Origin of the sequence: Microbacterium sp. Gd 4-13 (assembly GCF_003095395.1) — a bacterium.
In the GTDB taxonomy this organism is placed as follows: Bacteria; Actinomycetota; Actinomycetes; order Actinomycetales; family Microbacteriaceae; genus Microbacterium.
Genome location: NZ_QEIJ01000001.1, coordinates 508219 through 533567, shown reverse-complemented (window position 1 = coordinate 533567; position 25349 = coordinate 508219). Strand labels below are relative to the sequence as shown.

Below are 25349 nucleotides of genomic sequence, written 5' to 3'. Positions count from 1 at the left end.
CAACCGGTGCCGCCGTGGAGAACTGCCGTTCTCAGCGTGCTGGGGAGGACGAGCCGGGCGCGATCAGCCGTGCCCGGCGTAGGTCATGGCGCGGAGGTAGGACGACACGCGGAGAAACGGCCTGTGTGCGCGCCATCTCCTACGTTCGACACGGCGCAGGCGACGCGTCAGCCGCGGCCGAGCATCTTCTGCAGCTCGGCGAGGTCGGCCTCCGACGGAGCGGCGCCCTTGGCACCACCGAGGCCGAAACCCGACCCCGTCGGAGCGGCGGGGGCGGATGCGGCGATGCCGGCGTTCTCGGCGGCGCGCTTGGCCGGGTTGCCCGATCGCGACCCCTTCGCCTTCTGCTGCTTGCCTCGCTTGGAGGAGGCTCCCGGACGCCCCGCTCCGGGAACCGGACCCATGCCCGGGATGTTGGGCACCCCGCCGCGGGCCATCGTCTTCATCATCTTCGCGGCCTGATCGAAGCGCTGTACGAGCGCGTTCACGTCGGTGACGGTCATGCCCGAACCGCGCGCGATGCGCAGGCGCCGCGAACCGTTGAGAAGCTTCGGATTGCGACGCTCGGCGATCGTCATCGAACGGATGATCGCCTCCGTGCGATCGATCTCGCGCTCGTCGAAGTTCTCCATCTGCTGCTTCATGGAGCCCATACCCGGGAGCATCCCGAGCATCTTCTTCATCGAGCCCATCTTCTTCATCTGCTGCATCTGCTCGAGGAAGTCCTCGAGGGTGAAGGTCGAGGTCGCGAGCTTCTCGGCGACCTTCATCGCCTCTTCCTCGTCGAAGGCCGACTGCGCCTGCTCGATGAGGGTCAGGATGTCACCGAGGTCGAGGATGCGGCTCGCCATGCGGTCGGGATGGAACGGCTCGAGGTCGTCGAGGCCCTCACCGGTCGACGCGTAGATGATCGGACGGCCGGTGACCGAGGCCACCGACAGAGCCGCTCCACCGCGCGCATCGCCGTCGAGCTTCGACAGCACCACTCCGGTGAAGTCGACGCCCTCCTGGAAGGCCTTGGCGGTGTTGACGGCGTCCTGACCGATCATCGCGTCGATGACGAACAGCACCTCGTCGGGATCGGTCGCCTTGCGGATGTTCGAGGCCTGCTTCATCAGCTCGGCGTCGACGCCGAGGCGGCCGGCCGTGTCGATGATGACGACGTCGTGCTGCTGGCGTCGCGCGTGCTCCACGCCCGCCTTCGCGACCTTCACCGGGTCGCCGACGCCGTTGCCCGGCTCGGGGGCGAAGATCGTCGCACCGGCCTGCTGCGCGACGACCTGCAGCTGGTTGACGGCGTTCGGACGCTGGAGGTCGGCGGCGACGAGGAGCGGGGTGTGACCCTCCTTCTCGAGCTGCTTCGCGAGCTTTCCGGCGAAGGTCGTCTTACCCGACCCCTGGAGACCCGCGAGCATGATCACGGTCGGCGGGTTCTTCGCGAACTGCAGCCGACGCTGCTGCCCGCCGAGGATGCCCACGAGCTCCTCGTTGACGATCTGCACCACCTGCTGAGCCGGGTTCAGCGCCTTGTTGACCTCATCGCCCAGGGCGCGTTCACGCACGGAGGCGGTGAAGTCCTTGACCACGGGCAGAGCGACGTCGGCGTCGAGGAGGGCGCGACGGATCTCGCGCACGGTCCCGTCGACGTCCGCGGGCGTGAGCTTGCCCTTGGTGCGGAGGTTGCGGAACGTCTCTGTGAGACGGTCGGAGAGCGTGCCGAAAGTAGCCATGATCCGACAAGTTTACGCGAGCGGATGCGGCGCGCCGGCGTGGGCGCGTAGCATCCGCCGCTGCTACGCCGGATCCTCGTCGAAGAGCGTCAGCTGCAGATCGGCCGGGCCTCGCAGGCGACTGTTCAGAGAACCCCACGGGGTGACGCGTGGCGAGGCGATCACGCTCCCTCCGCCCTCCGCCAGCCGCTCGGTCGCCGCCGCACCGCCCGACACCTCGAGGCCCAGGCGGATGCGGTCGCTCGTGTCGCCGTCGGTCTCGACGCGATCGATCATCTCGACCTGAGCGGTGTTCGCCAGTTCGAGGGTCGCGACCCCGGCATCGAGGATCGTCACGCGCGCGTCGCCGTCGCCCTCGTACGCAGCCCTCTCGGGCATCCCCACGACGTCGCGGTAGAACGCCACCGCGGCTTCGTAGTCGTCGGCGCGGACGACGACGCGCAGTTGCCGCACCGCCCCTCCGCCACCGGCGGGCGCGACGGCCTCCAGCGCTCGCGACAGGATCGCGCCGAGCGGAGTGCGGCCCGCGCCGGAACCCGCCCATCGCGACAACGCCGCCAGCACCGCTCCCCCGTGCGCCGCACCCAGCACCTCGGCGCGCAAGGGATCGACACCCCCGGCGACGAGTCTCTCGGCGACCGCCCTCGCGATGCGCGCGCGCCGCACCGCCGACTCGCGCTCGATCTCGTCGGTGAGTCCCATCGTGTCGGCCTGCGCGAGCGCCAACGCCAGGGTGTCGGGATCGAATCCGTCGAGCAGATCCCTCAGCGCGCCACGGACCACCGCGTCGACGTCGCCGCCGTCGTGGTCGTGATCGAGCGCTGCGTCCAGGCTCGCGACGCGCTCATCGAAGCCCGCCCAGAGCACATCGCTCTTGGTCGCGAAGTAGTTGAAGAAGCTGGAACGGCTCACTCCGGCGCGCGTCGTGATGTCGGCGACCGAGGTCTCGGCAAAGCCCTTCTCGAGGAAGAGCTCGGATGCCGCTTCCGCCAGGGTCTCTCGAGACGACGCGCGAGGTCGCCCCCCGCGCTGATCGGGTGCCATGTTCTCCAGGGTAGGCGCGTGGGCATGACCTCCACGCACCCGCGGAGGTTGTTAGACTCCATGCAACAACCCCGGCGGAGGTCGAGATGATCGAGATCCTCGAGGCGGGCCTTGCCCCGCACTACGTGCCCTACCCCGATGGGTGGGCACTGCAGCGACGCATCCACGCCGACGTACTCGCCGGAACCAGGGCCGACACGCTGATCGTGCTGGAGCACGAGAGCGTCTACACGGCGGGCACCCGCACGCAGGAGGCCGATCGCCCGCGCGACGGCATTCCCGTCGTGGATGTCGACCGGGGAGGACGCATCACGTGGCACGGCCCGGGGCAACTCGTCGGATACCCCATCGTGCGGCTGCCGGAGCCCATCGACGTCGTCGCGCACGTCCGACGCCTCGAGCGCGCGCTCATCGCCGCGCTGCGCCTCCACGGCGTCGACGGCCGTCAGGTCGAGGGACGCAGCGGCGTCTGGGTGCGTGGGCCGCTGTCCGACAACAAGATCGCGGCGATCGGAGTCCGCGTCGAGAAAGGCGTCACGATGCACGGGTTCGCCCTCAACTGCGACAATTCGCTCGCGCCCTTCCGTCAGATCGTCCCGTGCGGCATCTCGGATGCGGGCGTGACGACCGTGAGCGAGGTGGTGGGCGCAGCCGTCTCGCCGCGCGACGTCGTCGCAACGGTGACGACGGCATTCGCGTCCGAGTTCGCGGCGGTGGCCGCGTGAGCGTCGCCGCGCCGGAAGGGCGCAGGATGCTGCGCCTCGAGGTGCGCAACGCTCAGACCCCGATCGAGCGCAAGCCGGAGTGGATCAAGACCACCGCGCGCATGGGGCCCGAGTACACCGCGCTGCAGTCCCTCATGAAGACGGAGGACCTGCACACCGTCTGCCAGGAAGCCGGCTGCCCGAACATCTTCGAATGCTGGGAAGACCGCGAGGCGACGTTCCTCATCGGCGGCTCGCAGTGCACCCGACGATGCGACTTCTGCCAGATCGACACCGGCAAGCCCGCCGATTACGACACCGACGAGCCGCGCCGCGTGGCGGAGAGCGTACAGCGCATGAACCTGCGCTACGCGACCGTCACCGGCGTCGCCCGCGACGACCTCCCCGACGAGGGCGCCTGGCTCCACGCCGAGACCGTGCGCCGTATCCACGCCGACAACCCGGGCACGGGCGTGGAGATCCTCGCCACCGACTTCTCCGGCAACCCGGTTCTTCTCGATGAGGTCTTCGACGCGCGTCCCGAGGTCTTCGCGCACAACGTGGAGACCGTACCGCGGATCTTCAAGCGCATCCGTCCGGCCTTCCGCTACGACCGCTCGCTCGGCGTCCTCACCCGCGCCCGCGCGGCGGGCCTCATCACCAAGTCGAACCTCATCCTCGGCATGGGCGAAGAGCCGGCGGAAGTCGTGCAGGCGCTCCGCGACCTGCGCGAGGCCGGGACCGACATCATCACCATCACGCAGTATCTGCGACCCACTCCCCGCCATCTGCCGGTCGCGCGCTGGGTGAAGCCCGCCGAGTTCGTCGAGTTCAAGGAAGAGGCGGAGCGGATCGGATTCCTCGGGGTGCTGGCCGGCCCGCTCGTCCGATCGTCCTACCGCGCGGGTCGGCTCTGGGCGCAGTCGATGGTGTCGCTGGGCCGTGACATCCCGCCGCATCTCGCGCACCTGGCGAAGGACATCGCCTCCACCGACGAGGGCTTCGCCCAGGCGGTCTGAGTCCCTACGCGCATCGGACCTGCGACGCGGAGGCGAGTCGGGGAGCGCCGCCCCGCGTGGACGATCAGTCGGCGCTGGTGACCGACTGCACGATGCCGTCCGAGCCGAGGTTGACCAGCAGCACGTCGTCGGTGGCCTCGGGGTCCAGCGCGTACTCGAGCACGGCGAAGGGATCGTCTCCCCCGTGCTCGTCGGCGAGGATCGTCATGCTCATGAGCTGCAGCGAGCGGATCACGTCGATCTGCGTGTCACCGGAGACGTCCACGAGCAGGTCGTCCAGTTCTTCGCCCAGGAGCTGCTGCTGCTGGAGGATGTACTCGATCACCTCGCTCGTGCGGTCGTCCAGCTCGGAGACCATCGCGTCGCGCGCCGTACGGTCGATGCCCTCCAGGGACGAGACCATCCCGGCGGCGGCGTCGAGCGCCTCCTGCGAGACGTCGTCCTGGTCGGGAGCCGTCAGGTCGACCGTCACCGTCTGGTCACCGAACTCCACGTTCTCGGACCAGAAGATCGATCCGTCCGGACCCGACTCGAGGAGTCCGAAGAAGTCGTGCTCGATCGCCATGGCCCTATGAAACCAGTCCGGCGGTCACGACGGTAGTCGCCGCACCGCACACGGCCGGGCCCGCCCCGACGCCCGTCATCAATCGACCAGCGCCGAGGCGAAGACGTGCGGCGTGAAGCCCGTGAGATCTCCGATCCCCTCGCCCTGTCCGAGCAGTTTGACGGGGATGCCGGTGAGCTCCTGAACAGCGAGGACGAAGCCCCCGCGGGCCGACCCGTCAAGCTTCGTGAGCACGAGGCCGGTGACCCCGGCGCTGTCGAGGAAGGCCTGCGCCTGCATGAGACCGTTCTGCCCGGTCGTCGCGTCGAGCACGAGCAGCACCTCGCTGATCGGCGCCTGCTTCTCGATGACACGCTTGATCTTGCCGAGCTCGTCCATCAGCCCGCCCTTGGTGTGCAGGCGTCCCGCGGTGTCGACGAGCACGATCTCCGTGCCGGTCTCCTTCGCGTAGGTGATGGTCTGGAACGCGACGGATGCAGGATCCTGGCCCTCGTGCTGCGGGCGCACGATGGCGGCGCCCCCGCGCTCCGCCCAGGTCGCGAGCTGGTCGACGGCGGCCGCCCGGAAGGTATCGGCGGCTCCGACGACGACCGAGCGCCCGTACCGCTGCAGGAACTTGGCGAACTTGCCGATGGTCGTCGTCTTACCGACGCCGTTCACCCCCACCACGAGCACCACCGCGGGGCGCTCGGTGAGGCGGAGGGTCGTGTCGAACTTCGCGAAGTGCTCCTCGATCGTCTCGCGAAGCATCCGCTGAAGATCCTTCGGGTCGGTCGTGCGGAAGCGCTCGACCTTCTCGCGGAGCTCGTCGATGATGCGCTCGGTGACGTCTGGACCGAAGTCGGCGGTGATGAGCGCCGTCTCGAGGTCGTCCCACGTGGTCTCGTCGATCGTGGGTTTGACGAACATGCCGCGCAGAGCACGGCCGAGCGACCAGGGATTCTCAGCCATGCATCCAGCCTACGGTCAGCGAGCGGCGCGGTCGCCGACGCGCTGACCGACCACGGCGGAAACGCCGTCTTGGCGCATCGACACACCGTACAGCGCATCGGCGATCTCCATCGTGCGCTTCTGGTGCGTGATCACGATGAGCTGGCTGCTCTCGCGGAGACGCTCGAAGACGCCCAGGAGACGCCCGAGGTTCGCGTCGTCGAGAGCGGCTTCCACCTCGTCGAGGATGTAGAAGGGGCTGGGCCGCGCGGTGAAGATCGCCACGAGGAACGCCACGGCGGCCAGCGACCGTTCGCCGCCCGAGAGCAGTGAGAGCCGCTCGATCTTCTTACCCGCGGGGCGCACGGTCACCTCGATGCCGGTCGTCAACGGTGCGTCGGGATCGGTCAAGGCGACGCTGCCCGTTCCGCCGGGGAAGAGGATCGGGAAGATCTCGCCGAACGCGACCTTCATGTCGTCGAACGCCGCGATGAAGATCGTCTGCATGCGCTCGTCGAGCTCGTCGATGATCGTCATGAGGTCGGCGCGCGTCTGGGTCAGGTCGGTCAGCTGCTCGGTGAGGAACGAGTGACGCTGCTCGAGCGCGGCGAACTCTTCGAGCGCGAGCGGATTCACGCGCCCCAGCTGACCCAGTTTGCGCTCGGCTTCCTGCAGTCTCCGACGCTGCGCCGCGCGGTCGAAGGGAACGGATGCTTCGTCCGCGGCGTCGTCGCTGTCTCGGCCGTCGGTCGGGATGGGCTGATCGGGGCCGTATTCGGCGATGAGAATATCCTCGCTGAGCCCCAACTCCGAACCCACCCGCTCGAGGAGGCTGCCGGCGTGCAGACGCTTCTCGTGGATCTGCAGCTCGAGGCCGTGGACGCTCTCGGTCAATCCGGCGAGACGCTCCCTCACGGCCGTCTCCTGGGCGCGCACCCCCGCGAGCTCCGCCGTGACCGCCGTGCGCGCCGATTCAGCCTCGGCGAGTTCGACGCGCGCACGGCTGACGGAACGGTCGACGGAGTCGAGGAGGGCGGGGAGCTGCTGCGCGACGTCTGCCGCGATCTCGCGCTGCGCACGTCGGAGGACGGCGCGCCGTGCGGCCGCCTCGGCAGCGGCGCGTTCGCGTTCGCGCTGCCTCTCGAGCTGGACGATGCGGGCCTCCCCGGCACGCACCCGCTCGCGGAGCGTCTCCACGTCGAGCCTCGCGCGCATCTCGCCGTCGCGCGCGGCCTCCAGCTCGGCGAGCATCCCGTCACGAGCGGATGCGTCGAGGATCGGACGCGGCGCCTCCTGCGCCGCCTCGAGGGCTTGCTGCGCCACCCGGGCCGCATCCTCGGCGCCGGTCACCGCGGCGGCGGCTTGCGCCAGCCCCGCGGCGAGTCGCTCGCACTCCGCGGCAGCCGCCTCGAAACGTACGGTCGCGCGGTTGACCTTCTCGGCCTGCGACGCGACATTGGCGTCATGCTCCCGCAGGGCGGCGAGCGTGTCCTTGGTCTTCTGGCGGGACTCCCGGTGCACGACGGTCGCATCGGCGAGGGCCTCGCGGAGCGAGTCGGCGACGACGACGATCTCCGACAACCGAGCGGCCGCAGCATCCCGTTCGGCGGCGAGTTCCAGGCGCGAGCGGCCTTCGCCCGAGCCGGCCCTGATCGTGTACGCGGTGACGGTCTCGCCGGTGCGCGTGACGATCGTCGCGTGCACGAGCTCGGCGGGCAGGGCAGCCGCCGCGGCACGCGCCGCGTCGAGGTCTTCGGCCACGAACACGTCGGCGAGGATCCCGAGCACACCCGCCGGCGCCGTGACCACCTCGCGGGCGGCGACGAGTCCGGCGGGCGCGGTGTTCGACGCCGCGGCGACCACGGGCTCGGCCACGGTGATGTCCACGACGCCGAGGTCGTCGTCACGGGCCGACGAGGCTGCCGAGAACGCGTCGTCCCACGCGTCGACGAGCAGTCCTTCCGCGAGCGTGCCGAGCGCCGCCGCGATGGCGGCCTCGAAGCCGGCGGTGACCTTGACGCTGTCGGCGAGCAGTCCCCGCACCCCGCGCCCACCCCGCGCGGCGAGTCCCGCGGCGGCATTGCGCACGTCGAGGGCTCTCCCGAGAGCCGTCGTCTGCGCGGTCAGCGACTCGACCTCGCGCTCCGTCGCATGCAGCCTCTCGCGGAGCGACTCCACCGTGCTCTCGGCCTCCGCCGCATCGCGTTGCGCGCGCTCATACGCGGCCGCGTGCTCGGCCACCGATTCCTCGGGCACGTCCACGGGCTCGAGCGCCTCGAGCGCCTGTGCGGCCTCGTCTCGTCGAACGGTCGCCGCATCGAGGGCGCGCTGCTGTCGCTCGACACCCGCGAGCATCGCGGTCAACGCCGACGTCGCCGCCTCTGCGCGGCCGCGGAGGGCGGTCAGCCGCATGTCGTGCTCGGAGACGAGGGCGCTCTGCGCGGCGATGTCGGTGTCGAGGGCGTCCAACTCGGCTCGAGCGCGCGAGACCTCGCGGGTCGCGGCCGACGCCGCGTCCTGCGCATCGCCGAGTCCTTCGGCCATCTCGTCGATCTCGGTCCGCACGTCGTCGATCGAGGCCTGCGACACTGTCGTCGCCATCGCCGACGGGTCGACGTCGTCGGAACCGAGAAGCGACAGACGCTGACCGGCGAGCGAGTAGAGCCCGCGCAGTCGCTCCTGGACCTGTTCGAGGGAGAACGCGACGCGGCGCGCGGCGTCGACGGCCTCGGAGCGCTGCTCCGCCTCCAGTCGTTCGACCCGGGCACGGATGTTCTCCGCCTGATCCTGGAGCACGAGTCTCTCTGTATGGCGCTCGTGCTCGGTGCGGGCGTGGTCCGCGAGCTCGCGACGGAGCGCGACCAGCTCGTCCGCGAACAGCCGCGCCTTGGCATCGCGCACGACGGCTGCGATCGTGGCGGCCTCCCGTGCGATCTCGGCCTGGCGCCCGAGGGGCTTGAGCTGCCGGCGCAGCTCGCCGGCGAGATCGCTCAGCCGCGTGAGGTTGGCTTCCATCGCCTCGAGCTTGCGAAGCGTCTTCTCTTTGCGGCGGCGGTGCTTGAGGATGCCCGCCGCTTCCTCGATGAATCCGCGGCGGTCTTCGGGCGTGGCCTGCAGCACGCTGTCGAGGCGGCCCTGCCCGATGATCACGTGCATCTCGCGCCCGAGGCCCGAGTCGCTCAGCAGCTCCTGCACGTCGAGGAGGCGGCAACTTTCGCCGTTGATCGCGTACTCGCTCGATCCGGTTCGGAAGAGGGTCCGGCTGATCGATACCTCGGAGTACTCGATGGGCAGCGCCCCGTCGGAGTTGTCGATCGTGAGCTGCACCTCCGCGCGACCGAGCGGGCCACGCGTGGAGGTGCCGGCGAAGATGACGTCCTCCATTTTTCCGCCGCGGAGGGTCTTCGCGCCCTGCTCCCCCATGACCCAGGCAAGGGCGTCGACGACATTCGATTTGCCCGACCCGTTCGGACCGACGATGCAGGTGACGCCGGGCTCGAGGGCGAACGTCGTCGGCTGGGCGAACGACTTGAAGCCCTTGAGCGTGAGGCTCTTCAGATGCATGGCGTCGTCCTTCGGATCAACGCATCACGGTACCGGAAAGAGCGCCGCTCCCCTCCTCGGCGTCCCGCCGACCCACCGATGCTGATCGATGACACGCCCGAACTCCCGGCATTTCTGGGAATACGCTTGACGTTCGCTGTGCCACGCGAGTATCGTCTCACCCTGCTACGAGGTCGAAAGGAGGTCACCATGATCCAGCCCACTTTTATGGATAACGCGTTCCGCGTCCGCGCTGGGGTGACCCGTTCCTTCGTCGCCCTCCGCCCGACCGCCGGCTGACGCCTCGGTCTCTCCGTCGCCCTCCCCGGGCGCACGCTCGCGCTCCGCGTTCGAGCTCTCCGACGCATCCGGCGTCCCCTCCCTCCGGCGACCACCCTCGCCCTTCGCGCGCGTCGACCTCTCGACCGCGCACCGCTTCGAAAGTGACTGCCATGAACGATCTGGTCTCGCCCGTTCGGTCGACCGACCGCGCCGAGCATGACCTCCTCCGGGCGGTCGTCCACCCCGGCGTCCGCATCTCTCTCGTCGACCGACTCTCCCTGCGTCTCGGGCTGTGGCTGTTGCTGAGAAGCACCCGCCGCATCCACCGCGTGCGCGATCACGCCGATCACGCCCGTCTCCTCGCTCTGCACCGCGCCGAGCAGGAGCGCGCGCGTGCTGACGCGTGGACGCAGTTCGACCGACGACGTCCCTTCTGACCCCTACCTGCCGGCCGCTCACGCGGCGGCCGGCGCACCCCTCTCGAAGGAACACCGATGAACACCCCTCCCGCCGGACTCGAGATCCGGCCCATCGCCATCCCTCGCACCATCGGCGACGCCGACGCCGACGACTTCATCGCCATGACGCAGGTGCGCAACCTGGTCTACGCGGAGATCTCCGGGCACGACGACGGCCGGATGACCCCCGCCGAACTCCTGCCGAACTATGCGCCGGACCCAGCGGAGATCCGTCACTGCTGGCTCGTCCTTCTCGACGGCGAACCCGTCGGACGCATCGGTGTCGACGTTCCCCAGGAGGAGGGCTCGCGCGTCGTCTACTGGCTCATCGAACTGCGCCGCTGCGTCTGGGGCCGCGGCATCGGCACCGCCTGCTACGCGCTCGTCGAATCGACTGCTCGCCAGCATGGTCGTCGCGTGCTGCAGGCATGGGCAGAGCATCCGCCCGCGCCCGGCGAACGCCTGCAGCCACCCACAGGTTTCGGCAGCATCCCGCTCGACCACGTCGCACGGTTCCTTCAGCATCGCGGTCATCAGCTCGAGCAGGTCGAGCGCATCAGCGCCCTCGACCTCCGTGACGGACTCCCCCGGGTGCGCGAGTTGTGTGAGCGTGCCACCGAGGCTGCGGCCGGCTACCGCACCGTGCAGTGGCGCCTCCCGACTCCGCCCGAGTTCGTCGAGGGATACGCCTGGATGAAGTCGCGCATGAACACCGACGCTCCCGCGGCCGGTCTCGAGTTCGACGAGGAGACCTGGGACGCCGCCCGCGTCGCTCGCGCCGACGCGAAGATCGTCGATGCCGGACGCACCGCCCTGGTCACCGCTGCGCAGCACCTCGAGACGGGCGATCTCGTCGCGTTCAACGAGCTCGTCATCAACAACGACCTGACCGAGGCCACCTCCCAATACGACACTCTCGTGCTCTCGTCGCACCGAGGTCACAAACTCGGGATGCTGGTCAAGTGCGCGGGCCTGCTCGCCTGGCTCGACATCGCACCGCGCTCGCCGCGGGTCCTCACGTACAACGCGGAGGAGAACCGGCCGATGCTCGACATCAACGAAGCCATCGGTTTCGAACCGATCGGATACGAGGGCGCCTGGAAGAAGGTGCTCAGCGACCCGTCGACAGCGGCAGCCGCTGACACCGCGGGCAGTAGTGGCTCGAGCGGTTCGTGAACGACACGCGCATGATCGGTCGCCCGCACCGGGCGCACGGTTCCCCCGTGCGCCCGTACGCGTTGAGCGAGTGCGCGAAGTAGCCTGCCTGCCCGTTCACATTGACGTACTGGGCGTCGAAGCTCGTGCCGCCTTCGGCCAGGGCCTTCTGCAGCACCGCTCGCACTTCCGCGAGCAAGCGGTTCACGGCCCGCGTCGACAGATCGAGCGCGCGGGTCTCCGGATGGATGCGCGCCGCCCAGAGGGCCTCGTCGGCGTAGATGTTGCCGATGCCGCTCACGACGGTCTGGTCGAGGAGCACACGTTTGATCCCCGATGCCTTGCGGGCGAGCACCGTGCGGAACGCACCGTCGCGGAAGGCGGGGTCGAGCGGATCGCGCGCAATGTGCGCGACCTGACGCGGAGCGAGGGCGGACTCATCGCCCCTGCCCCCGGCGGCACCGTCGGGTGTCGGCTCGAGAGAGTCGATCGCGAGCGAACCGAACGTGCGTTGATCCGCGAAGACCACGGCGATCTCACCGTGCGTCGGATGCTGAAGATCGAGCCGCACGCGTTCATGGCGCTCCACGGGTGCCCCCGACGTACGAAGCAGCATCTGCCCGCTCATGCCGAGGTGCGCGATCATCGCGTTCCGCTCGGGACCGGTGACGTCGAGGGGCAGCCAGAGGAACTTCCCCCGACGCACCGCGGCGGTGAACGAACGACCCGTCAGAGCACGCTCGAATGACGGGCCGCTGTCACCGTGGCGGGTGAGCGCGCGCTCGTCGAGCACGGTCACCGCCGCGATGCGCGCGCCGGAGACGGCGGGCGCGAGGCCGGTGCGGACGACCTCGACTTCGGGAAGCTCAGGCACGTCCGCCGAGTTCGCGCCACGCGGCCAGCGCAGCCACCATCTCGGCCTGCTTCTTGCTCGTGCCCTGGCCGTGGGTGACGACGTCGCCGACACGAACCGTGGCGGTGAACCGCCGGTCGTGATCGGGGCCGGTCGCGTCTACCTCGTAACTCGGCGCGGACGCCCCCTGCTGAGCTGCGAGTTCCTGAAGACTCGTCTTCGGATCCATCGCCGCACCGTAGCGCTCGGGATCGTCGAGAAGGGGTTCGACCAGCCGCAAGACCAGAGCCGTCGCCTCGTCCTGGCCCGCCGACAGGTAGACCGCACCGATCACGGCCTCGGTCGTGTCGGCGAGGATCGAGTCCTTGTCGCGTCCCCCGGTGAGCATCTCTCCTCGGCCCAGGAGCACGTGGTCGCCGAGACCGATGCGTCGCGCGACCTCGGCGAGAGCCACGGTCGATACGACGCTGGCACGACGCTTGGCGAGCGAGCCTTCGTCGAGGTCGGGATGCCGCGTGAACAGACGCACGGTCACGGCCTGCCCCAACACGGAGTCGCCGAGGAACTCGAGGCGCTCGTTGTGCGGGATGTGGCCGTTCTCGTACGCGAACGAACGATGAGTGAGGGCAAGCGACAGAAGCTCGGGGTCGATATCGACCCCGAGCCTGTCGATGAGCGTCTGGCGCTCAGCAGAAGCGACTGTCACGGCACCTGCCGCGGACGTCAGACGTCGGCGACCTTGCGTCCCTTGTACTCCAGGAACAGCTCGGTGCCCTGCGAGTCGGTGACGACCTTGGCCTGGTGCGGACGGCTGTACACGACCTTGCCGTTCTCGACCGTGGTCGTCAGCGTGATGGGGGCAGCCTTCCACTGGGCACGACGCGAGCGCGTGTTGGAGCGGGAGACCTTCCGCTTCGGGGGGTTACCTGCCATGACTAGCTCTTCTCTGTGACGGTGTCTTCGGATTCGGGCGTGGCGCTACGGGGCGCTTCGCCGTCAGGGTCTGAGGGGTACTGCTGGAGCGCGGCCCATCGAGGATCGACGGGCGTTCGCTCATTTTCGCCGGTGCTCTCGGTCAGTCGCTCGCCTGTTTCCGGGTCGAGCCCGAGGCAATCCGGCTGACACACCGGCTGGAACGGAAGCGAGAGGACAATGGCGTCCCTGATCAGAGTTTCAAGATCTACGTAATCGTCTTGAACCTCGAAATCAACCGCTTCGTTTCCAGGATACGTGAAAAGCTCCTGAAACTCGACTTCGACAGGCTCGGCGATGTCTTGCAGGCAGCGCCCGCACACCCCGGTCAGTCGCGTGTCGGCGGTACCGGTGACAAGGATGCCCTCGTGCACCGATTCGAGGCGCACGTCGAGGTCGAGCGGTTCACCCGCCGGGATGGACACGAGGCCCTCGCCCCACTTCTCGGGCGTGTCGAGATCGAGCTCGAACTCGCGCATCTCCCCCGGGTGGTGGACGATGTCGCGGACGTGCAGCATGAAGGGTCCGGGTCGGCGAGTTCTCACGGTCGTCCATGCTACCCGCCGGGAGCGGCCGCGGCTCCGTCAGCGGGCGCTGGTACCGGTATCGAGGAACCGCGCGACGGCCGGTGGAACGAACGGCGAGACGTCTCCGCCGAGGGCGGCGACCTGGCGCACGAGCGAACTCGAGACGAGCGCGTGGGCCGGATCGGGCAGGAGGAAGACGGTCTCGATGTGCGCGAGGTGGCGATTGACGATCGCCATCGGCGATTCGTACGCCACGTCGATCTGCGACCGGATGCCTTTCACGAGCACACCCGCCCCGACATCGGTGGCGTAGTCGACGAGGAGGCCCATGCTCCACGCGGCCACGACGACGTCACCCTCGATGCCGTCCTCGGCGATCGACTGCTCGAGGAGCGCCTGACGCTGCGCGATGGGGAGCAGTGCCTCCTTGCCGGGGTTGTGCACCACCAGCACGTGCAGCTGGTCGTAGAGCGCTGCGGCTCGGCGGATGACGTCGATGTGTCCGAGCGTCGGCGGGTCGAACGACCCCGGTACGACGGCGATCCGGCTGTCCATGTCGTCAGCCTATCGAGGGACGACGGCACAAACCTGAACCTCGCGACCCGATGGGTCAGGAACGAGCGAGAGCTGCCCGCTCCAGCGCACCGACTCGTCGATCGATCGCGGCGGCGAGAGCGGGATGCTGGGCGAGGGTCGGGTCATCGGCGAAGATGCGCTCGGCCGCTGCACGCGCCTCTGCGATCACGTCGGCGTCTGTGACCACGCGCAGCAGGCGCAGCGACGAGCGAGCACCCGACTGGACCGCACCGAGCACGTCGCCCTCCCCGCGCAGCTCGAGGTCGACCTCGGCCAGCTCGAAGCCGTCGAGGGTGCTGGCCACCGCCTCCACCCGCGCGCGCGCCGACGTGCCCGTCGACGCTTCGGTCACGAGGAGGCAGATGCCGGGGAGGCCGCCTCGCCCGACTCGGCCTCGCAGCTGGTGCAACTGCGAGACACCGAAGCGGTCGGCCTCGAGGATCACCATCGCCGACGCGTTCGGCACGTCGACACCGACCTCCACGACGGTCGTCGCGACCAGCACGTCGATGTCGCCCCGCGAGAACGCCTGCATGACGGCGTCCTTCTGGTCGGACGGCATCTTGCCGTGCAGGATCTCCACGCGCAGCTGCGCGAAGGCGGGGTGACGCGAGAGCACGTCGGCGACCTGCACCACGCCCCACCGAATGCGCGGAGCCGCGGCCTCCGCCTCGGCCACCATGTCGTCGGCGGTGTCGTCTTTCGTCGAGGCTTCCGCGTCGATCGCGGGGCACACGACGAAAGCCTGTCGCCCCTCGGCGACCTCTTCGGCGACGCGGTCCCACACCCGGGCGAACCACCCCGGCTTCTCGGCGACGGGTGCGACGAACGACGAGATTCCCGCGCGTCCCGCGGGCATCGTGCGAATCGTGGAGACGTCGAGGTCGCCGAACACCGTCATGGCCACGGTGCGCGGAATGGGTGTCGCCGTCAGAACGACGGTGTGCGGGGTGGAGCCCTTCGCGCGGAGCGCCTCGCGCTGCTCGACGCCGAACCGGTGCTGCTCGTCCACCACCACGAGACCGAGATCGGCGAACGTGGTCGACGCGCTCAGCAGGGCATGGGTTCCGACGATGATGCGCGCTTGACCGGATGCGGCGCGCAGCGCGGCCTTGCGTCGCTCGGCGGCCGGCAACTGCCCCGTGAGAAGCGTCGGCATCAACTCGGGGGCGAGCTGAGGACCGAGCATGCGGGCGATCGAACGCACGTGCTGCGCGGCGAGCACCTCGGTCGGCGCGATCAACGCCGACTGGCCCCCCGACTCGGCGACCTGCAACATGGCCCGCAGAGCCACGAGGGTCTTACCCGATCCGACCTCGCCCTGGATCAGACGGTTCATCGGCCACTCGCCGACGAGATCCGCCGCGACGGCATCGCCCACCGTGACCTGGTCGGGGGTTCGATCGAAGGGAAGCAGTGCGTCGAAGCGTTCGAGGAGCCCGCCGGGCGCGGCGGGGCGCCGCGTCGCCGACATGGCACGCACGAACTGCCGCTGCTGAAGGAGCGCGGACTGCAGGACGAGCGCCTCGTGCATGCGAAGCGTCGCGACGGCTGGTCCGACCTGTTCCTCGACGTCGGGCCGGTGCACTCTCTCGAAGGCCGTCCGCGCTTCGAGCAGACCGTGCCGCGCGCGAAGAGTCTCGGGGAGCGGATCATCGATCGGGCCGAGCCCGGCGAAGACGAGGGCGATGGCGTCGGAGATCATGCGGCTGGTCACCGTGCTGGTGGCCGGATAGATGGGGATGGGCAGATTCGCGTTGGCCTCGGCCGTCATGCGCGCCTGCTCGACGTCTTCGAACAGCTCGTAGTCGGGATTGGTCAGCTGCGTCGCGCCCCGATACTCGCCCACCTTGCCCGAGAAGATGCCCCGGCGCCCCGGGTAGAGCTCTGTGATGCGCCACGGCTGGTTGAAGAACGTGAGGCTCATGTGCCCGTCGCCGTCGGTGATGACGACCTCGACGAGCGACCCGCGTCTGTTCTGCATGCGACGCTCCCCCGCGCGCACGACCTCGGCGACGATCGTCACGGGCTCGCCGAGGGGAAGGGAGGCGATCGGTGTCAGCTCACCGCGCTTGGCGTACCGACGCGGGTAGTGCCCGAGCAGTTCACCGACGGTCGCCATGCCGAAGGCACGGTCGAAGGCGGCAGCCGTCTTGCCGCCGACCACGCCGTCGAGACGCGACGCGAGAGTCAGGGCGGGCATGGGGAAAGTCTAGGCAGGATCACCGACATCGCCGGCGGACGCCGCCCTCGGCGCCTCGCGGGTGTTTGTAGGGTGAGACGGTGACCCGCATCATCTCCGGCTCGGCCGGAGGCACCGTGCTCGACGTGCCTCCGAGGGGCACCCGCCCCACGAGCGAACGCGTCCGCGAGTCGCTCTTCGGCGCGCTCGACGCCGCCGGGCTCGTCGACGGCGCGAGAGTGATCGACCTCTATGCCGGATCGGGCGCGCTCGGACTCGAGGCCGCGAGCCGGGGCGCAGCATCCGTCGACCTCGTGGAGCACGCTGCGCAGGCGGTGTCGCTGATCCGACGCAACGCCGAGCGGGTCGCGAAGGCGCTCGGAAGCCCGCCGCCGATCCGAGCGCACCGCGCGACGGTCGCCGGATTCCTCCGAGACGCGGCGGGACCCTACGACCTCGTCTTCGTCGACCCGCCCTACGACGTCTCGGACGCCGACCTGACCGAGGCCCTGACCGCCCTCGCCCCGCACCTGTCGCCGGACGCCGTCGTGGTGGTCGAGCGCGCCAAGCGGTCCCCCGGTCCGCGCTGGGTCGACGCGGGCCTGGAGCCCCTCCGCGACCGCGTCTACGGGGATACGGCGATGTGGTGGGGTCAGCCCCTTCCCGCGTCCCAGTCCCTGTAGGGATCCCACCCGCCGGGCTTTTCGTACGGGACGCCGTCCACCGTCACCGGCGCATCCACGCGGGAGCGAACCTCGCCGATCGCACGGAACCCTTCCGGCAGGGCTGCGCCCCGGGGGAAGGTCGCGAGCAGCGCGTGGTCCTCCCCGCCCTCGAGCGCCGCGTCGGGGGAATCGCCGAGCAGCGCTCTCGCGATGTCGAGGGTCACGCCGGAGGCGTCGGCCATGCGTCGTGCATCGAGGGCGAGTCCGTCGGAGACGTCCATCATCGCCGTGGCTCCGGCGACCGCCGCGATCGCTCCCCCGGCGATCGGGGGACGCGGCGCCAGCTGCCGCTTCAGCCCCTCGGTCTCGGCGGCGGTCAGCCCCGCCCACGCGCGCGGATCGATCGCGACGGGCGAACCGGCGGCGTCGACGAAGCTGCGGAACAGCACCGACAGACCCAGGGCCGCGACGCCGAGGTCGCCCACGACGGCCACCGTGTCGCCGACGGCCGCCCCCGAGCGTCGAACGGGTTCCCGCCCGTCGAGCGACCCCAGGGCGGTGACGGCGATCGTGAGTGTGTCGGAGACCGTGAGGTCGCCGCCCTCGACCGCGCACCCGGGGGCGAGCTCCGCGCAGGCGGCGGCGAGCCCCGCGGCGAGCCCGTCGACGAACGACACGGGGAGGTCGTCGGGCATGGCGAGGGCCACGAGCAGGGCGGTGGGGCGCGCGCCCATCGCGGCGACGTCGGCGAGGTTCACCGCGGCGGCCTTCCACCCCAGGTCGAACGGGCTCGACCACGCCAGCCGGAAGTCGGGGCCGTGCACGAGGGTGTCGGTCGTCGCGACGACCCGCCCGTCGGCCGCGTCGAGCACGGCCGCGTCGTCGCCCGGCCCGACGATCGCCCGGCTCGTGGGAAGACGGTCGAGGATGCGGCGGAGGATCGCCCCTTCGCTGAGGTCGCCCACGGTCTGCTCCTGCACGGTTCCACGCTAGCGCTCGGCGCCGCCACCCGATCGCGCGGCGGGTACCCTGGAGAGGTGATCCGCCTGCCCCGCCTCCTCGCCGCGGGCGTGGTGCTCGCTGCCGTCACCGGGCTCTCCGCGTGCGCCGGCACCGTCTCGATGGACGCCGCACCGAACGCGAACGACCCCGCGTGCGCCGACGTGTCGGTGAGGCTTCCCCAGACCATCGCGGGCGAGTCCCGCCGGTGGACCGACGCTCAGGCGACGGGGGCCTGGGGCGACCCGTCGACGATCCTCCTCACGTGCGGCGTCGCCGTGCCCGGGCCCTCCACGCTCTCGTGCGAGACCGTCGAGGGCGTCGACTGGCTCGTCGACGGGACCGACGCCCCGTTCTACCGTTTCACCACGTTCGGACGCACCCCCGCCGTCGAGGTCTACCTCGACTTCGACGTCGTCGGCAGCGCCGACACCCTCCGCGCCGTCTCGCCGATGCTCGCGCGTCAGTTGGCCGAGACCGGCAGCGTCTGCACCGACCGGCCCGCTACCGACGGCTGACGGGCCGCCGGCTCGGCAGAACACGTCGGTTGGCCGAGACAGCACGCCTGGCGGTGTTCCTCACCCCGGATGCTGGGTCTCAGCGTCGACCGACGTCACGCGCGCTCGAGAGCCTGTTCGATGAGATCGGTGATGAGCGCCTCGTACGACAGGCCGGACGCGATCCAGCACTTGGGGAACATCGAGATCGGCGTGAAGCCCGGCATCGTGTTCAGCTCGTTGACGACCGGGCCGTCCTCACCGAGGAAGAAGTCCACGCGCGCGAGTCCGCGACCTTCGACGGCCGCGAAGGCGCGCAGCGCAGCATCCTGCACCGCCGCCGTCTCGGCATCGCTCATGGCGGCGGGGCAGACGACGTCGACGCCGTCGCCGCCGAGGTACTTGCCCTCGAAGTCGTAGAACTCGCGGCTCGTGAGCACGATCTCGCCGGGCAGCGACACCCGCGGCTCCCCGCCCGCGCGCGCTCCGAGCACACCCACCTCGATCTCACGCCCGGCGATGCCCTGCTCCACCAGCACCTTGTCGTCCTCAGCGAAGGCGATGTCGAGCGCTCCGGCGAGCTCTCCGAGGTCGTGCACCTTCGACACCCCCACCGATGAGCCCGCCCGGGCGGGCTTCACGAACCAGGGGAAGGACAGCTCGGACGCGCGCTCGGCGATCGCCGCGGCGTCGCCGGTCCACTCCGCGCGTCGCACCGTGATCCACGGCGAGACCGCGATTCCCGAGTCGCGCAGCACGATCTTCATGAAGTGCTTGTCCATGCACAGCGCGGAATCGAGCACCGCTCCCCCGGCGTACGGAATGCCGAGGGTGTCGAAGAAGCCCTGGACGGTGCCGTCCTCCCCGTGCGTTCCGTGGAGGATCGGCAGAACGACATCGATCTCGCCCAGCTCTTCCTCCGTGCCGTCGGCACGGCGCACGACGAGCGTGCGTTCGCCGGCGTGCGGCCAGAAGACCCGGGTGCCGTTGTCTACGACCTCCGGCAGAGCGTGCGCGTCGAGCGCGAACTTGTCGGGGTCGTCGTCCTCGAGCACGAACACCCCGTCGCGGGTGATCCCGACGGGGAACACCCGGTAGCGATCGCGATCAATCGCCCGCAGCACCCCGCCCGCCGTGGCGGAGCTGATCGAGTGCTCGCTGGATCGACCGCCAAAGAGCACCGCTACCGCTGTCCGAACCATTCTGCGTCCTCTCGCCCTTGGGCGTATCGTCGTCGGTCGTCAAGTGTGGCGCGATGTCGCGCGGGTTCATGGTGCCGTCCAGCACGCGCTTGACCTGAGCCACGATCGGCATCTCGACCCCCGCCTTGCGGGCGAGTTCGAGCACGGGCGTCACCGATGACAGACCCTCGGCGGTCTGCTGCATCTGCTTCACCACGTCCTGCAGGCTGTAGCCCTGACCCAGCAGGCGTCCGGCTGTGTTGTTCCGGCTCAGCGGCGACTGGCACGTCGCGATGAGGTCGCCCAGGCCCGCGAGTCCTTGAAGGGTCTCGGGCTGCGCACCCTGCGCCACCGCGAAGTCGGTCATCTCGACCAGCCCCCGCGTGATGATCGAGGCCTTGGTGTTCTCGCCGTATCCGACGCCGTCGACGATGCCGATCGCGACGGCGATGAGGTTCTTCAGCACGCCCCCGAACTCGGTGCCGATGACGTCGGTGTTCACGAAGGAGCGGAAGTAGCGGTTGCGAGCCCGCCGTGCCACAGCCTCGGCGGTCTCCCTGCTGATGGAGGAGATCACGGCGGCCGTGGGCTGCTCGCGCGCGATCTCGAGGGCGAGGTTGGGCCCCGACGCCACGGCGATGCGCTCCGGGTCGCACTGCAGCTCCTGGGCGATCACCTCGCTCATCCGCAGCCCGGTGCGCTTCTCGACGCCCTTCATGAGCGACACGATCGGCACGTCGGTGGCGTCGACGAGCGGTCGGAGCGCCTTCAGATTCTCGCGCAGCGCCTGGCTCGGCACGGACAGGTAGATCTGGGTCGCCCCCTCGACAGCCTCCGCCAGGTGGACGCTCGCCGACATCTCCCGGGGAAGGTTGATACCCGAGAGGTACTGGCTATTGCGCTTGGCCTCGGTGATCTCCTGCGCGATCTCGGCGCGACGCGCCCACATGGTGACGTGCGCCCCGCCGTCCGCGAGGATCTTGCCGAAGGTCGTGCCCCAGCTCCCGGCTCCGACGACGGCGACGCGCGGCAGTGCAGCATCCGATCTACGACTCAAGGCGGCCCGTCTCGGTCTGGCCGTGAGCGGACGGGTTCCAGCGCTGCTCGGGCGGAGTGCCGCCGCGCAGCCGCGCCAGGAGTCCCGAGATCCGGTCCATCAGCACGTCGGTGGCCGCAACGAGCGTGGACGGGCGCGACACGTCGGCACCGTGCTCGGACGGCAGGATCGGGTCGCCCAGCACCACGCGCACGCGGCGACGCAGCGGCCAGAGCCTGATCTTGCCGTAGCGCGGCATGATCTCCTGCACACCCCAGTGCGCCATCGGCACCAGGGGGATGTCGCCGGCGATCGAGAGGCGGACGGCCCCGGTCTTCCCGCGCATCGGCCAGAGGTCGGGGTCGCGGGTGAGAGTGCCTTCGGGGTACACGATGACGCCGCGCCCGTGCTCGACGAGCTGCTCCGAGCCGCGGATCGTGTCGCGGGCGGCCGACGCCGACGAACTGCGCGACACCGGCACCATCCCGGTGGCGCGGAGCGCCGCACCCAGGACGGGCACGCGGAAGAGGCTCTCCTTCGCCATGAAGCTCGGTGCCCGGCCGAGCCGCCAGACCACGACGGCGACGACCAGCGGATCGAAGTTCGAGTAGTGGTTCGGGGCAAGAACGAACGCTCCCTCGCGCGGCAGCTTGTCGGCGTCCTCGATCTCGATCTTGGCGAAGATGCCCGTGAGGGGCACGACGACGGCCGCGAGCGGCCAGAAGACGCTCGGGCGGGATTTCTCGCGCGATACGGCGCGACGACCGGACGCCACGGCTATCCGATGACGTCGAAGTCGGCGCCGAGGGTGTCGAGCTTGGCGAAGAGCTTCTCGTACCCGCGACGGAGGATGCCCACGTTGCGCACGACGGACTCCCCCTCGGCCGCGAGAGCGGCGATGAGGTAGCTGTAACCGCCCCGCAGGTCGGGGACGACGACATCGGCACCCCGGAGCGGGGTGGGTCCGGTGATGACCGCGGCCTGCTCGAGCGCTCGCCGCGGAACCCGGCGTGCGGGATCGGCGATCCCGTTCGGGTGCACGACGATGTCGGCCCCCATCTGCACGAGGGCGCGGGTGAAGCCGAGGCGGTTCTCGTACACGGTCTCGTGGACGGTCGACACGCCGTTCGCCTGGGTCAGAGCGACGACGAGGGGCTGCTGCCAGTCGGTCATGAACCCGGGGTGCACGTCGGTCTCGACCACGACCGGACGCAGTTCGCCTCCGCGGAAGAAGCGGATGCCGTCCTCGTGGATGTCGAACTCGCCCCCGACCTTGCGGAAGACGTTGAGGAACGTGAGCATCTCCTGCTGGCGGGCACCGCCGACGAAGATGTCGCCGTCGGTCGCGAGCGCGGCGGCGGCCCACGACGCGGCCTCGTTGCGGTCGAAGATGCACCGGTGGTCGTAGCCGCGGAGCTGGTCGACACCCTCGATGAGGATGACGCGGTTGGGCTCGTAGGAGATGATCGCGCCCATCTTCTGCAGCACAGCGATCAGGTCCATGATCTCGGGTTCGATGGCGGCGTTGCGCAGCTCGGTGACGCCCTTCGCCCGCACGGCCGTGAGCAGCACCTGCTCGGTCGCGCCGACGCTCGGGTACGGCAACTCGATCTGGGCGCCGTGGAGGCCGTCGGGGGCGGTGATGCGGATGCCCTCGTACGTCTTGTCGACGACCGCACCGAACGCCCGGAGGGCGTCCATGTGGAAGTTGATCGGGCGATCGCCGATGCGGCAGCCACCGAGGTCGGGGATGAGCGCCTCGCCGAGGAGGTGCAGGAGCGGTCCGCAGAACAGGATCGGGATGCGGGAAGCCCCCGCGTACGCGTCGATCTGCTCGAAGTTCGCCGACACGGCGCCGCTCGGATCGAACACGAGTTCGCCGGGGTTCTCGCCGTCCGTGACGTGAACGCCGTGCACCTCGAGGAGCGAGCGGACGACCCCGACGTCACTGATGTCGGGAACGTCGCGCAGGATGCTCGTCGAGTTGCCGAGCAGCACCGCGACCATGGCCTTCGTCGCGAGGTTCTTCGCGCCCTTGACCTCCACGCGCCCGGTGAGCGGCCTGCCGCCGCGGATGCGAAGCGTCTCGCCCTCTTCGGAAGAAGATGCCGGCGCGACCGCGCCCGTGACGACTGAACTCATTCGATGGACCTCACTTGTATGGACGAGGGGCGGAAGAACCGGCCCGGGTGGGGTCGATCTGGCTTACGGAACAGGAAGTGTCCGCGGCCGCCATGCCTCGCGACGAGCCTCGAACTGCGCGATCTTGTCTTCGTTGCGCAGGGTGAGCCCGATGTCGTCGAGCCCTTCGAGAAGCCGCCACCTAGTGTAATCGTCGATGTCGAAGGCGACCTGGAGGTCGCCGATGCTCGCGCGCCGCTCACGCAGATCCACGGTCATCTCGACACCCGGCTGCGCGTCGACCGCGGCCCAGATCCGCTCGATGTCGTCCTCTGTCACGACGCCGGCCACGAGGCCCTGCTTGCCCGAATTGCCGCGGAAGATGTCGGCGAATCGCGAACTCAGCACGACCCGGAAGCCGTAATCGCGCAGCGCCCAGACCGCGTGTTCGCGACTGGAACCGGTGCCGAAATCCGGACCGGCGACGAGGATCGACGCGCCGGCGAAGGCGGGCTGGTTGAGCACGAACTCCGGATCCTGACGCCAGCTCGAGAAGAGGGCGTCTTCGAAACCGGTCTTCGTGACCCGCTTGAGATACACGGCGGGGATGATCTGGTCGGTGTCGACGGCCGAGCGCTTCAGCGGCGCGACGACTCCTGTGTGCGTGGTGAAAGCATCCATGTCAGACCTCCACCTCCGTTCCCTGGTTCTGCGTACTCGGCTCATCGGAGAGCGGGGCGAGGTCGCTCGGGCTGGACAGCGTGCCGCGCACGGCCGTCGCCGCAGCGACCAGCGGCGACACGAGGTGCGTTCGTCCGCCCTTGCCCTGGCGCCCTTCGAAATTGCGGTTCGACGTCGACGCGCACCGCTCGCCGGGTGCGAGCTGGTCGGGGTTCATGCCCAGACACATCGAGCAGCCGGCGAACCGCCATTCGGCACCGAAATCGGTGAAGATCTTGTCGAGCCCCTCGGCCTCCGCCTCGAGACGAACGCGCGCGGAACCCGGAACGACCATCACCCTGACGCCGTCAGCCTTCGTGCGACCCTCGATCACCGATGCGAAGGCGCGGAGATCCTCGATGCGGCTGTTGGTGCAGGAGCCCATGAACACCGCGTCGACCGCGACCTCCTTGAGCGGCATACCCGGAGTGAGATCCATGTACTCGATCGCACGCTCGGCCGCGGCGCGTTCGTTCGCGTCGGCGAACTGCGACGGGGTCGGCACGACGTCACTGAGCGAGACACCCTGTCCGGGGTTCGTGCCCCAGGTCACGAAGGGCTCGAGCTCGTTCGCGTCGAGGAACACCTCGGCGTCGTAGACCGCGCCCTCGTCGCTCGGGAGGGTGCGCCAGTAGGCGACCGCGTCGTCCCAGTCCTGCCCCGTGGGCGCGTGATCGCGACCGCGCACGTACTCGAAGGTGATGTCGTCGGGCGCGACCATTCCGGCGCGAGCACCGGCCTCGATCGACATGTTGCACATCGTCATGCGCCCCTCCATCGAGAGGGCGCGGATCGCACTGCCGCGGAACTCGAGCACGTAGCCCTGCCCGCCGTTCGTGCCGATCTTGGCGATGACCGCGAGGATGATGTCTTTCGCGGTGACTCCGGGCTTGAGGTCGCCCTCGACCGTGATGGCCATCGTCTTGAACGGCTTCAGCGGCAGCGTCTGGGTCGCCAGCACGTGCTCGACCTCGCTCGTGCCGATGCCGAAGGCCATCGCGCCGAACGCACCGTGGGTCGACGTGTGGGAGTCGCCGCAGACGACCGTCACTCCGGGCATGGTCAGACCGAGCTGCGGACCGACGACGTGGACGATCCCCTGCTCGGCGTCTCCGAGCGAGTGGATGCGCACCCCGAACTCGGCGGCGTTGCGCCGCAGGGTCTCGATCTGGGTGCGACTCGTCAGATCGGCGATCGGCTTGTCGATGTCGAGCGTCGGGGTGTTGTGGTCCTCGGTCGCGATCGTCAGATCGAGGCGGCGAACCGGTCGACCCTCCGTGCGCAGACCATCGAAGGCCTGCGGGCTGGTGACCTCGTGCACCAGGTGGAGGTCGATGTAGATGAGATCGGGCTCGCCGTTCTCGCCTTTGACCACCAGATGGTCGTCCCAGACCTTCTCGGCCAGGGTGCGCGGACGATCGGGCACGACGATGTCGTCGAAGGATGCTGTGCTCATGAACTCTGTCGTTCTCCTCGGGTGGGGATTTCGGCCCGCGATGAACTCCGCGACGAGAGAGGCCTAGATGAACGAGGTCTCGCCGCGGCCGCTAAGAAGGAGACGAGCGATCCGCACGGCGTCAGAATACCACC

Annotated in this window: 24 protein-coding genes; 6 read left to right on the top strand and 18 right to left on the bottom strand. The window is 69.6% G+C overall.

Annotation, left to right across the window (positions count from 1 at the left end):
- Positions 1 to 167: 167 nt before the first annotated feature.
- Positions 168 to 1730: a signal recognition particle protein gene (ffh, locus tag DEA06_RS02510; RefSeq protein WP_116646358.1), complete on the bottom strand. Its 1563-nt coding sequence runs from the start codon at positions 1728 to 1730 to the stop codon at positions 168 to 170.
- 63 nt (positions 1731 to 1793) lie between these two features.
- Positions 1794 to 2774: a TetR family transcriptional regulator gene (locus tag DEA06_RS02505; RefSeq protein WP_116646357.1), complete on the bottom strand. Its 981-nt coding sequence runs from the start codon at positions 2772 to 2774 to the stop codon at positions 1794 to 1796.
- 86 nt (positions 2775 to 2860) lie between these two features.
- On the opposite strand from DEA06_RS02505, the gene lipB reads away from it, so the two are divergent.
- Positions 2861 to 3499, top strand: coding sequence for a lipoyl(octanoyl) transferase LipB (gene lipB / locus DEA06_RS02500; RefSeq protein ID WP_116646356.1), 639 nt, complete (start codon positions 2861 to 2863; stop codon positions 3497 to 3499).
- 26 nt (positions 3500 to 3525) lie between these two features.
- Positions 3526 to 4497, top strand: a complete 972-nt coding sequence (gene lipA, locus DEA06_RS02495; protein WP_116646355.1) for a lipoyl synthase — start codon at positions 3526 to 3528, stop codon at positions 4495 to 4497.
- 64 nt (positions 4498 to 4561) lie between these two features.
- Here lipA and DEA06_RS02490 read toward each other — a convergent pair whose 3' ends face one another.
- From DEA06_RS02490 to smc, 3 genes are all read right to left on the bottom strand, one after another.
- The gene (locus DEA06_RS02490; RefSeq protein ID WP_116646354.1) at positions 4562 to 5062 is read right to left on the bottom strand and encodes a DUF2004 domain-containing protein; all 501 of its coding nucleotides are present in this window, start codon (positions 5060 to 5062) and stop codon (positions 4562 to 4564) included.
- A 78-nt stretch (positions 5063 to 5140) separates the two neighbouring features.
- On the bottom strand, positions 5141 to 6013 hold the full coding sequence (gene ftsY, locus DEA06_RS02485) for a signal recognition particle-docking protein FtsY (protein WP_116646353.1): 873 nt from the start codon (positions 6011 to 6013) through the stop codon (positions 5141 to 5143).
- A gap of 15 nt (positions 6014 to 6028) precedes the next feature.
- The gene (gene smc, locus DEA06_RS02480; RefSeq protein ID WP_116646352.1) at positions 6029 to 9556 is read right to left on the bottom strand and encodes a chromosome segregation protein SMC; all 3528 of its coding nucleotides are present in this window, start codon (positions 9554 to 9556) and stop codon (positions 6029 to 6031) included.
- A gap of 431 nt (positions 9557 to 9987) precedes the next feature.
- Between smc and DEA06_RS02475 the strand changes: the two genes are divergently transcribed.
- Positions 9988 to 10254, top strand: a complete 267-nt coding sequence (locus tag DEA06_RS02475; RefSeq protein WP_116646351.1) for a hypothetical protein — start codon at positions 9988 to 9990, stop codon at positions 10252 to 10254.
- A gap of 57 nt (positions 10255 to 10311) precedes the next feature.
- On the top strand, positions 10312 to 11451 hold the full coding sequence (locus DEA06_RS02470) for a GNAT family N-acetyltransferase (RefSeq protein WP_116646350.1): 1140 nt from the start codon (positions 10312 to 10314) through the stop codon (positions 11449 to 11451).
- On the opposite strand, the gene mutM is transcribed toward DEA06_RS02470, so the two are convergent.
- The 6 genes from mutM to DEA06_RS02440 all read right to left on the bottom strand — a co-directional run bounded on the left by mutM (position 11387) and on the right by DEA06_RS02440 (position 16561).
- Complete coding sequence (gene mutM / locus DEA06_RS02465) at positions 11387 to 12304, bottom strand: bifunctional DNA-formamidopyrimidine glycosylase/DNA-(apurinic or apyrimidinic site) lyase (protein ID WP_116646349.1); 918 nt, start codon at positions 12302 to 12304, stop codon at positions 11387 to 11389. The genes DEA06_RS02470 and mutM overlap by 65 nt on opposite strands.
- Positions 12297 to 12989, bottom strand: a complete 693-nt coding sequence (gene rnc, locus DEA06_RS02460; protein WP_116646348.1) for a ribonuclease III — start codon at positions 12987 to 12989, stop codon at positions 12297 to 12299. Before rnc ends, mutM begins: the two co-directional genes overlap by 8 nt.
- Positions 12990 to 13006: 17 nt before the next feature.
- A complete protein-coding gene (gene rpmF / locus DEA06_RS02455; RefSeq protein ID WP_028495421.1) occupies positions 13007 to 13216 on the bottom strand; it encodes a 50S ribosomal protein L32 in 210 nt (69 codons plus the stop codon).
- Positions 13217 to 13218: 2 nt separating this feature from the next.
- Complete coding sequence (locus DEA06_RS02450; RefSeq protein ID WP_240606774.1) at positions 13219 to 13773, bottom strand: DUF177 domain-containing protein; 555 nt, start codon at positions 13771 to 13773, stop codon at positions 13219 to 13221.
- A gap of 66 nt (positions 13774 to 13839) precedes the next feature.
- Complete coding sequence (gene coaD, locus DEA06_RS02445) at positions 13840 to 14337, bottom strand: pantetheine-phosphate adenylyltransferase (protein WP_116646347.1); 498 nt, start codon at positions 14335 to 14337, stop codon at positions 13840 to 13842.
- 55 nt (positions 14338 to 14392) lie between these two features.
- Positions 14393 to 16561 carry an ATP-dependent DNA helicase RecG gene (locus tag DEA06_RS02440; RefSeq protein ID WP_116646346.1) on the bottom strand — a complete coding sequence of 723 codons (2169 nt, stop codon included), beginning with the start codon at positions 16559 to 16561 and terminating at the stop codon, positions 14393 to 14395.
- Between the two features lie 80 nt (positions 16562 to 16641).
- Here DEA06_RS02440 and DEA06_RS02435 point away from each other — a divergent pair, with 80 nt between their 5' ends.
- Positions 16642 to 17223, top strand: coding sequence for an RsmD family RNA methyltransferase (locus tag DEA06_RS02435; protein ID WP_116646345.1), 582 nt, complete (start codon positions 16642 to 16644; stop codon positions 17221 to 17223).
- Here the strand turns inward: DEA06_RS02435 and thiL are convergent.
- Positions 17193 to 18185, bottom strand: a complete 993-nt coding sequence (thiL, locus tag DEA06_RS02430) for a thiamine-phosphate kinase (RefSeq protein WP_116646344.1) — start codon at positions 18183 to 18185, stop codon at positions 17193 to 17195. The genes DEA06_RS02435 and thiL overlap by 31 nt on opposite strands.
- 57 nt (positions 18186 to 18242) lie before the next feature.
- Here thiL and DEA06_RS02425 point away from each other — a divergent pair, with 57 nt between their 5' ends.
- Positions 18243 to 18722, top strand: coding sequence for a DUF3515 family protein (locus DEA06_RS02425; protein ID WP_116646343.1), 480 nt, complete (start codon positions 18243 to 18245; stop codon positions 18720 to 18722).
- Positions 18723 to 18817: 95 nt separating this feature from the next.
- On the opposite strand, the gene DEA06_RS02420 is transcribed toward DEA06_RS02425, so the two are convergent.
- The 6 genes from DEA06_RS02420 to leuC form a co-directional block, all read right to left on the bottom strand.
- Positions 18818 to 19903: a D-alanine--D-alanine ligase family protein gene (locus DEA06_RS02420; protein ID WP_116646342.1), complete on the bottom strand. Its 1086-nt coding sequence runs from the start codon at positions 19901 to 19903 to the stop codon at positions 18818 to 18820.
- On the bottom strand, positions 19809 to 20939 hold the full coding sequence (locus DEA06_RS02415; RefSeq protein WP_116646798.1) for an NAD(P)H-dependent glycerol-3-phosphate dehydrogenase: 1131 nt from the start codon (positions 20937 to 20939) through the stop codon (positions 19809 to 19811). Before DEA06_RS02415 ends, DEA06_RS02420 begins: the two co-directional genes overlap by 95 nt.
- The gene (locus DEA06_RS02410; protein ID WP_116646799.1) at positions 20929 to 21699 is read right to left on the bottom strand and encodes a lysophospholipid acyltransferase family protein; all 771 of its coding nucleotides are present in this window, start codon (positions 21697 to 21699) and stop codon (positions 20929 to 20931) included. Before DEA06_RS02410 ends, DEA06_RS02415 begins: the two co-directional genes overlap by 11 nt.
- Positions 21696 to 23060, bottom strand: a complete 1365-nt coding sequence (gene murA / locus DEA06_RS02405) for a UDP-N-acetylglucosamine 1-carboxyvinyltransferase (protein WP_116646341.1) — start codon at positions 23058 to 23060, stop codon at positions 21696 to 21698. The genes DEA06_RS02410 and murA overlap by 4 nt, the downstream gene beginning before the upstream one ends.
- A 63-nt stretch (positions 23061 to 23123) precedes the next feature.
- Positions 23124 to 23720, bottom strand: coding sequence for a 3-isopropylmalate dehydratase small subunit (gene leuD / locus DEA06_RS02400; protein ID WP_116646340.1), 597 nt, complete (start codon positions 23718 to 23720; stop codon positions 23124 to 23126).
- A gap of 1 nt (position 23721) precedes the next feature.
- Positions 23722 to 25215 (bottom strand): 3-isopropylmalate dehydratase large subunit, encoded by a 1494-nt coding sequence (gene leuC / locus DEA06_RS02395; RefSeq protein WP_116646339.1) that lies wholly within the window; start codon positions 25213 to 25215, stop codon positions 23722 to 23724.
- Between the last annotated feature and the right edge of the window lie 134 nt (positions 25216 to 25349).

What these genes read in the sequence shown, in the direction of transcription:
- DEA06_RS02420 (WP_116646342.1), bottom strand. Translation starts at nt 19,903, where the DNA reads ATGGTTCGGACAGCGGTAGCGGTGCTCTTTGGCGGTCGATCCAGCGAG.
- murA (WP_116646341.1), bottom strand. Translation starts at nt 23,060, where the DNA reads ATGAGTTCAGTCGTCACGGGCGCGGTCGCGCCGGCATCTTCTTCCGAA.
- DEA06_RS02440 (WP_116646346.1), bottom strand. Translation starts at nt 16,561, where the DNA reads ATGCCCGCCCTGACTCTCGCGTCGCGTCTCGACGGCGTGGTCGGCGGC.
- ffh (WP_116646358.1), bottom strand. Translation starts at nt 1,730, where the DNA reads ATGGCTACTTTCGGCACGCTCTCCGACCGTCTCACAGAGACGTTCCGC.
- lipA (WP_116646355.1), top strand. Translation starts at nt 3,526, where the DNA reads ATGCTGCGCCTCGAGGTGCGCAACGCTCAGACCCCGATCGAGCGCAAG.
- ftsY (WP_116646353.1), bottom strand. Translation starts at nt 6,013, where the DNA reads ATGGCTGAGAATCCCTGGTCGCTCGGCCGTGCTCTGCGCGGCATGTTC.
- rpmF (WP_028495421.1), bottom strand. Translation starts at nt 13,216, where the DNA reads ATGGCAGGTAACCCCCCGAAGCGGAAGGTCTCCCGCTCCAACACGCGC.
- leuC (WP_116646339.1), bottom strand. Translation starts at nt 25,215, where the DNA reads ATGAGCACAGCATCCTTCGACGACATCGTCGTGCCCGATCGTCCGCGC.
- DEA06_RS02490 (WP_116646354.1), bottom strand. Translation starts at nt 5,062, where the DNA reads ATGGCGATCGAGCACGACTTCTTCGGACTCCTCGAGTCGGGTCCGGAC.
- DEA06_RS02470 (WP_116646350.1), top strand. Translation starts at nt 10,312, where the DNA reads ATGAACACCCCTCCCGCCGGACTCGAGATCCGGCCCATCGCCATCCCT.
- smc (WP_116646352.1), bottom strand. Translation starts at nt 9,556, where the DNA reads ATGCATCTGAAGAGCCTCACGCTCAAGGGCTTCAAGTCGTTCGCCCAG.
- DEA06_RS02505 (WP_116646357.1), bottom strand. Translation starts at nt 2,774, where the DNA reads ATGGCACCCGATCAGCGCGGGGGGCGACCTCGCGCGTCGTCTCGAGAG.
- lipB (WP_116646356.1), top strand. Translation starts at nt 2,861, where the DNA reads ATGATCGAGATCCTCGAGGCGGGCCTTGCCCCGCACTACGTGCCCTAC.
- coaD (WP_116646347.1), bottom strand. Translation starts at nt 14,337, where the DNA reads ATGGACAGCCGGATCGCCGTCGTACCGGGGTCGTTCGACCCGCCGACG.
- DEA06_RS02475 (WP_116646351.1), top strand. Translation starts at nt 9,988, where the DNA reads ATGAACGATCTGGTCTCGCCCGTTCGGTCGACCGACCGCGCCGAGCAT.
- DEA06_RS02450 (WP_240606774.1), bottom strand. Translation starts at nt 13,773, where the DNA reads ATGCTGCACGTCCGCGACATCGTCCACCACCCGGGGGAGATGCGCGAG.
- leuD (WP_116646340.1), bottom strand. Translation starts at nt 23,720, where the DNA reads ATGGATGCTTTCACCACGCACACAGGAGTCGTCGCGCCGCTGAAGCGC.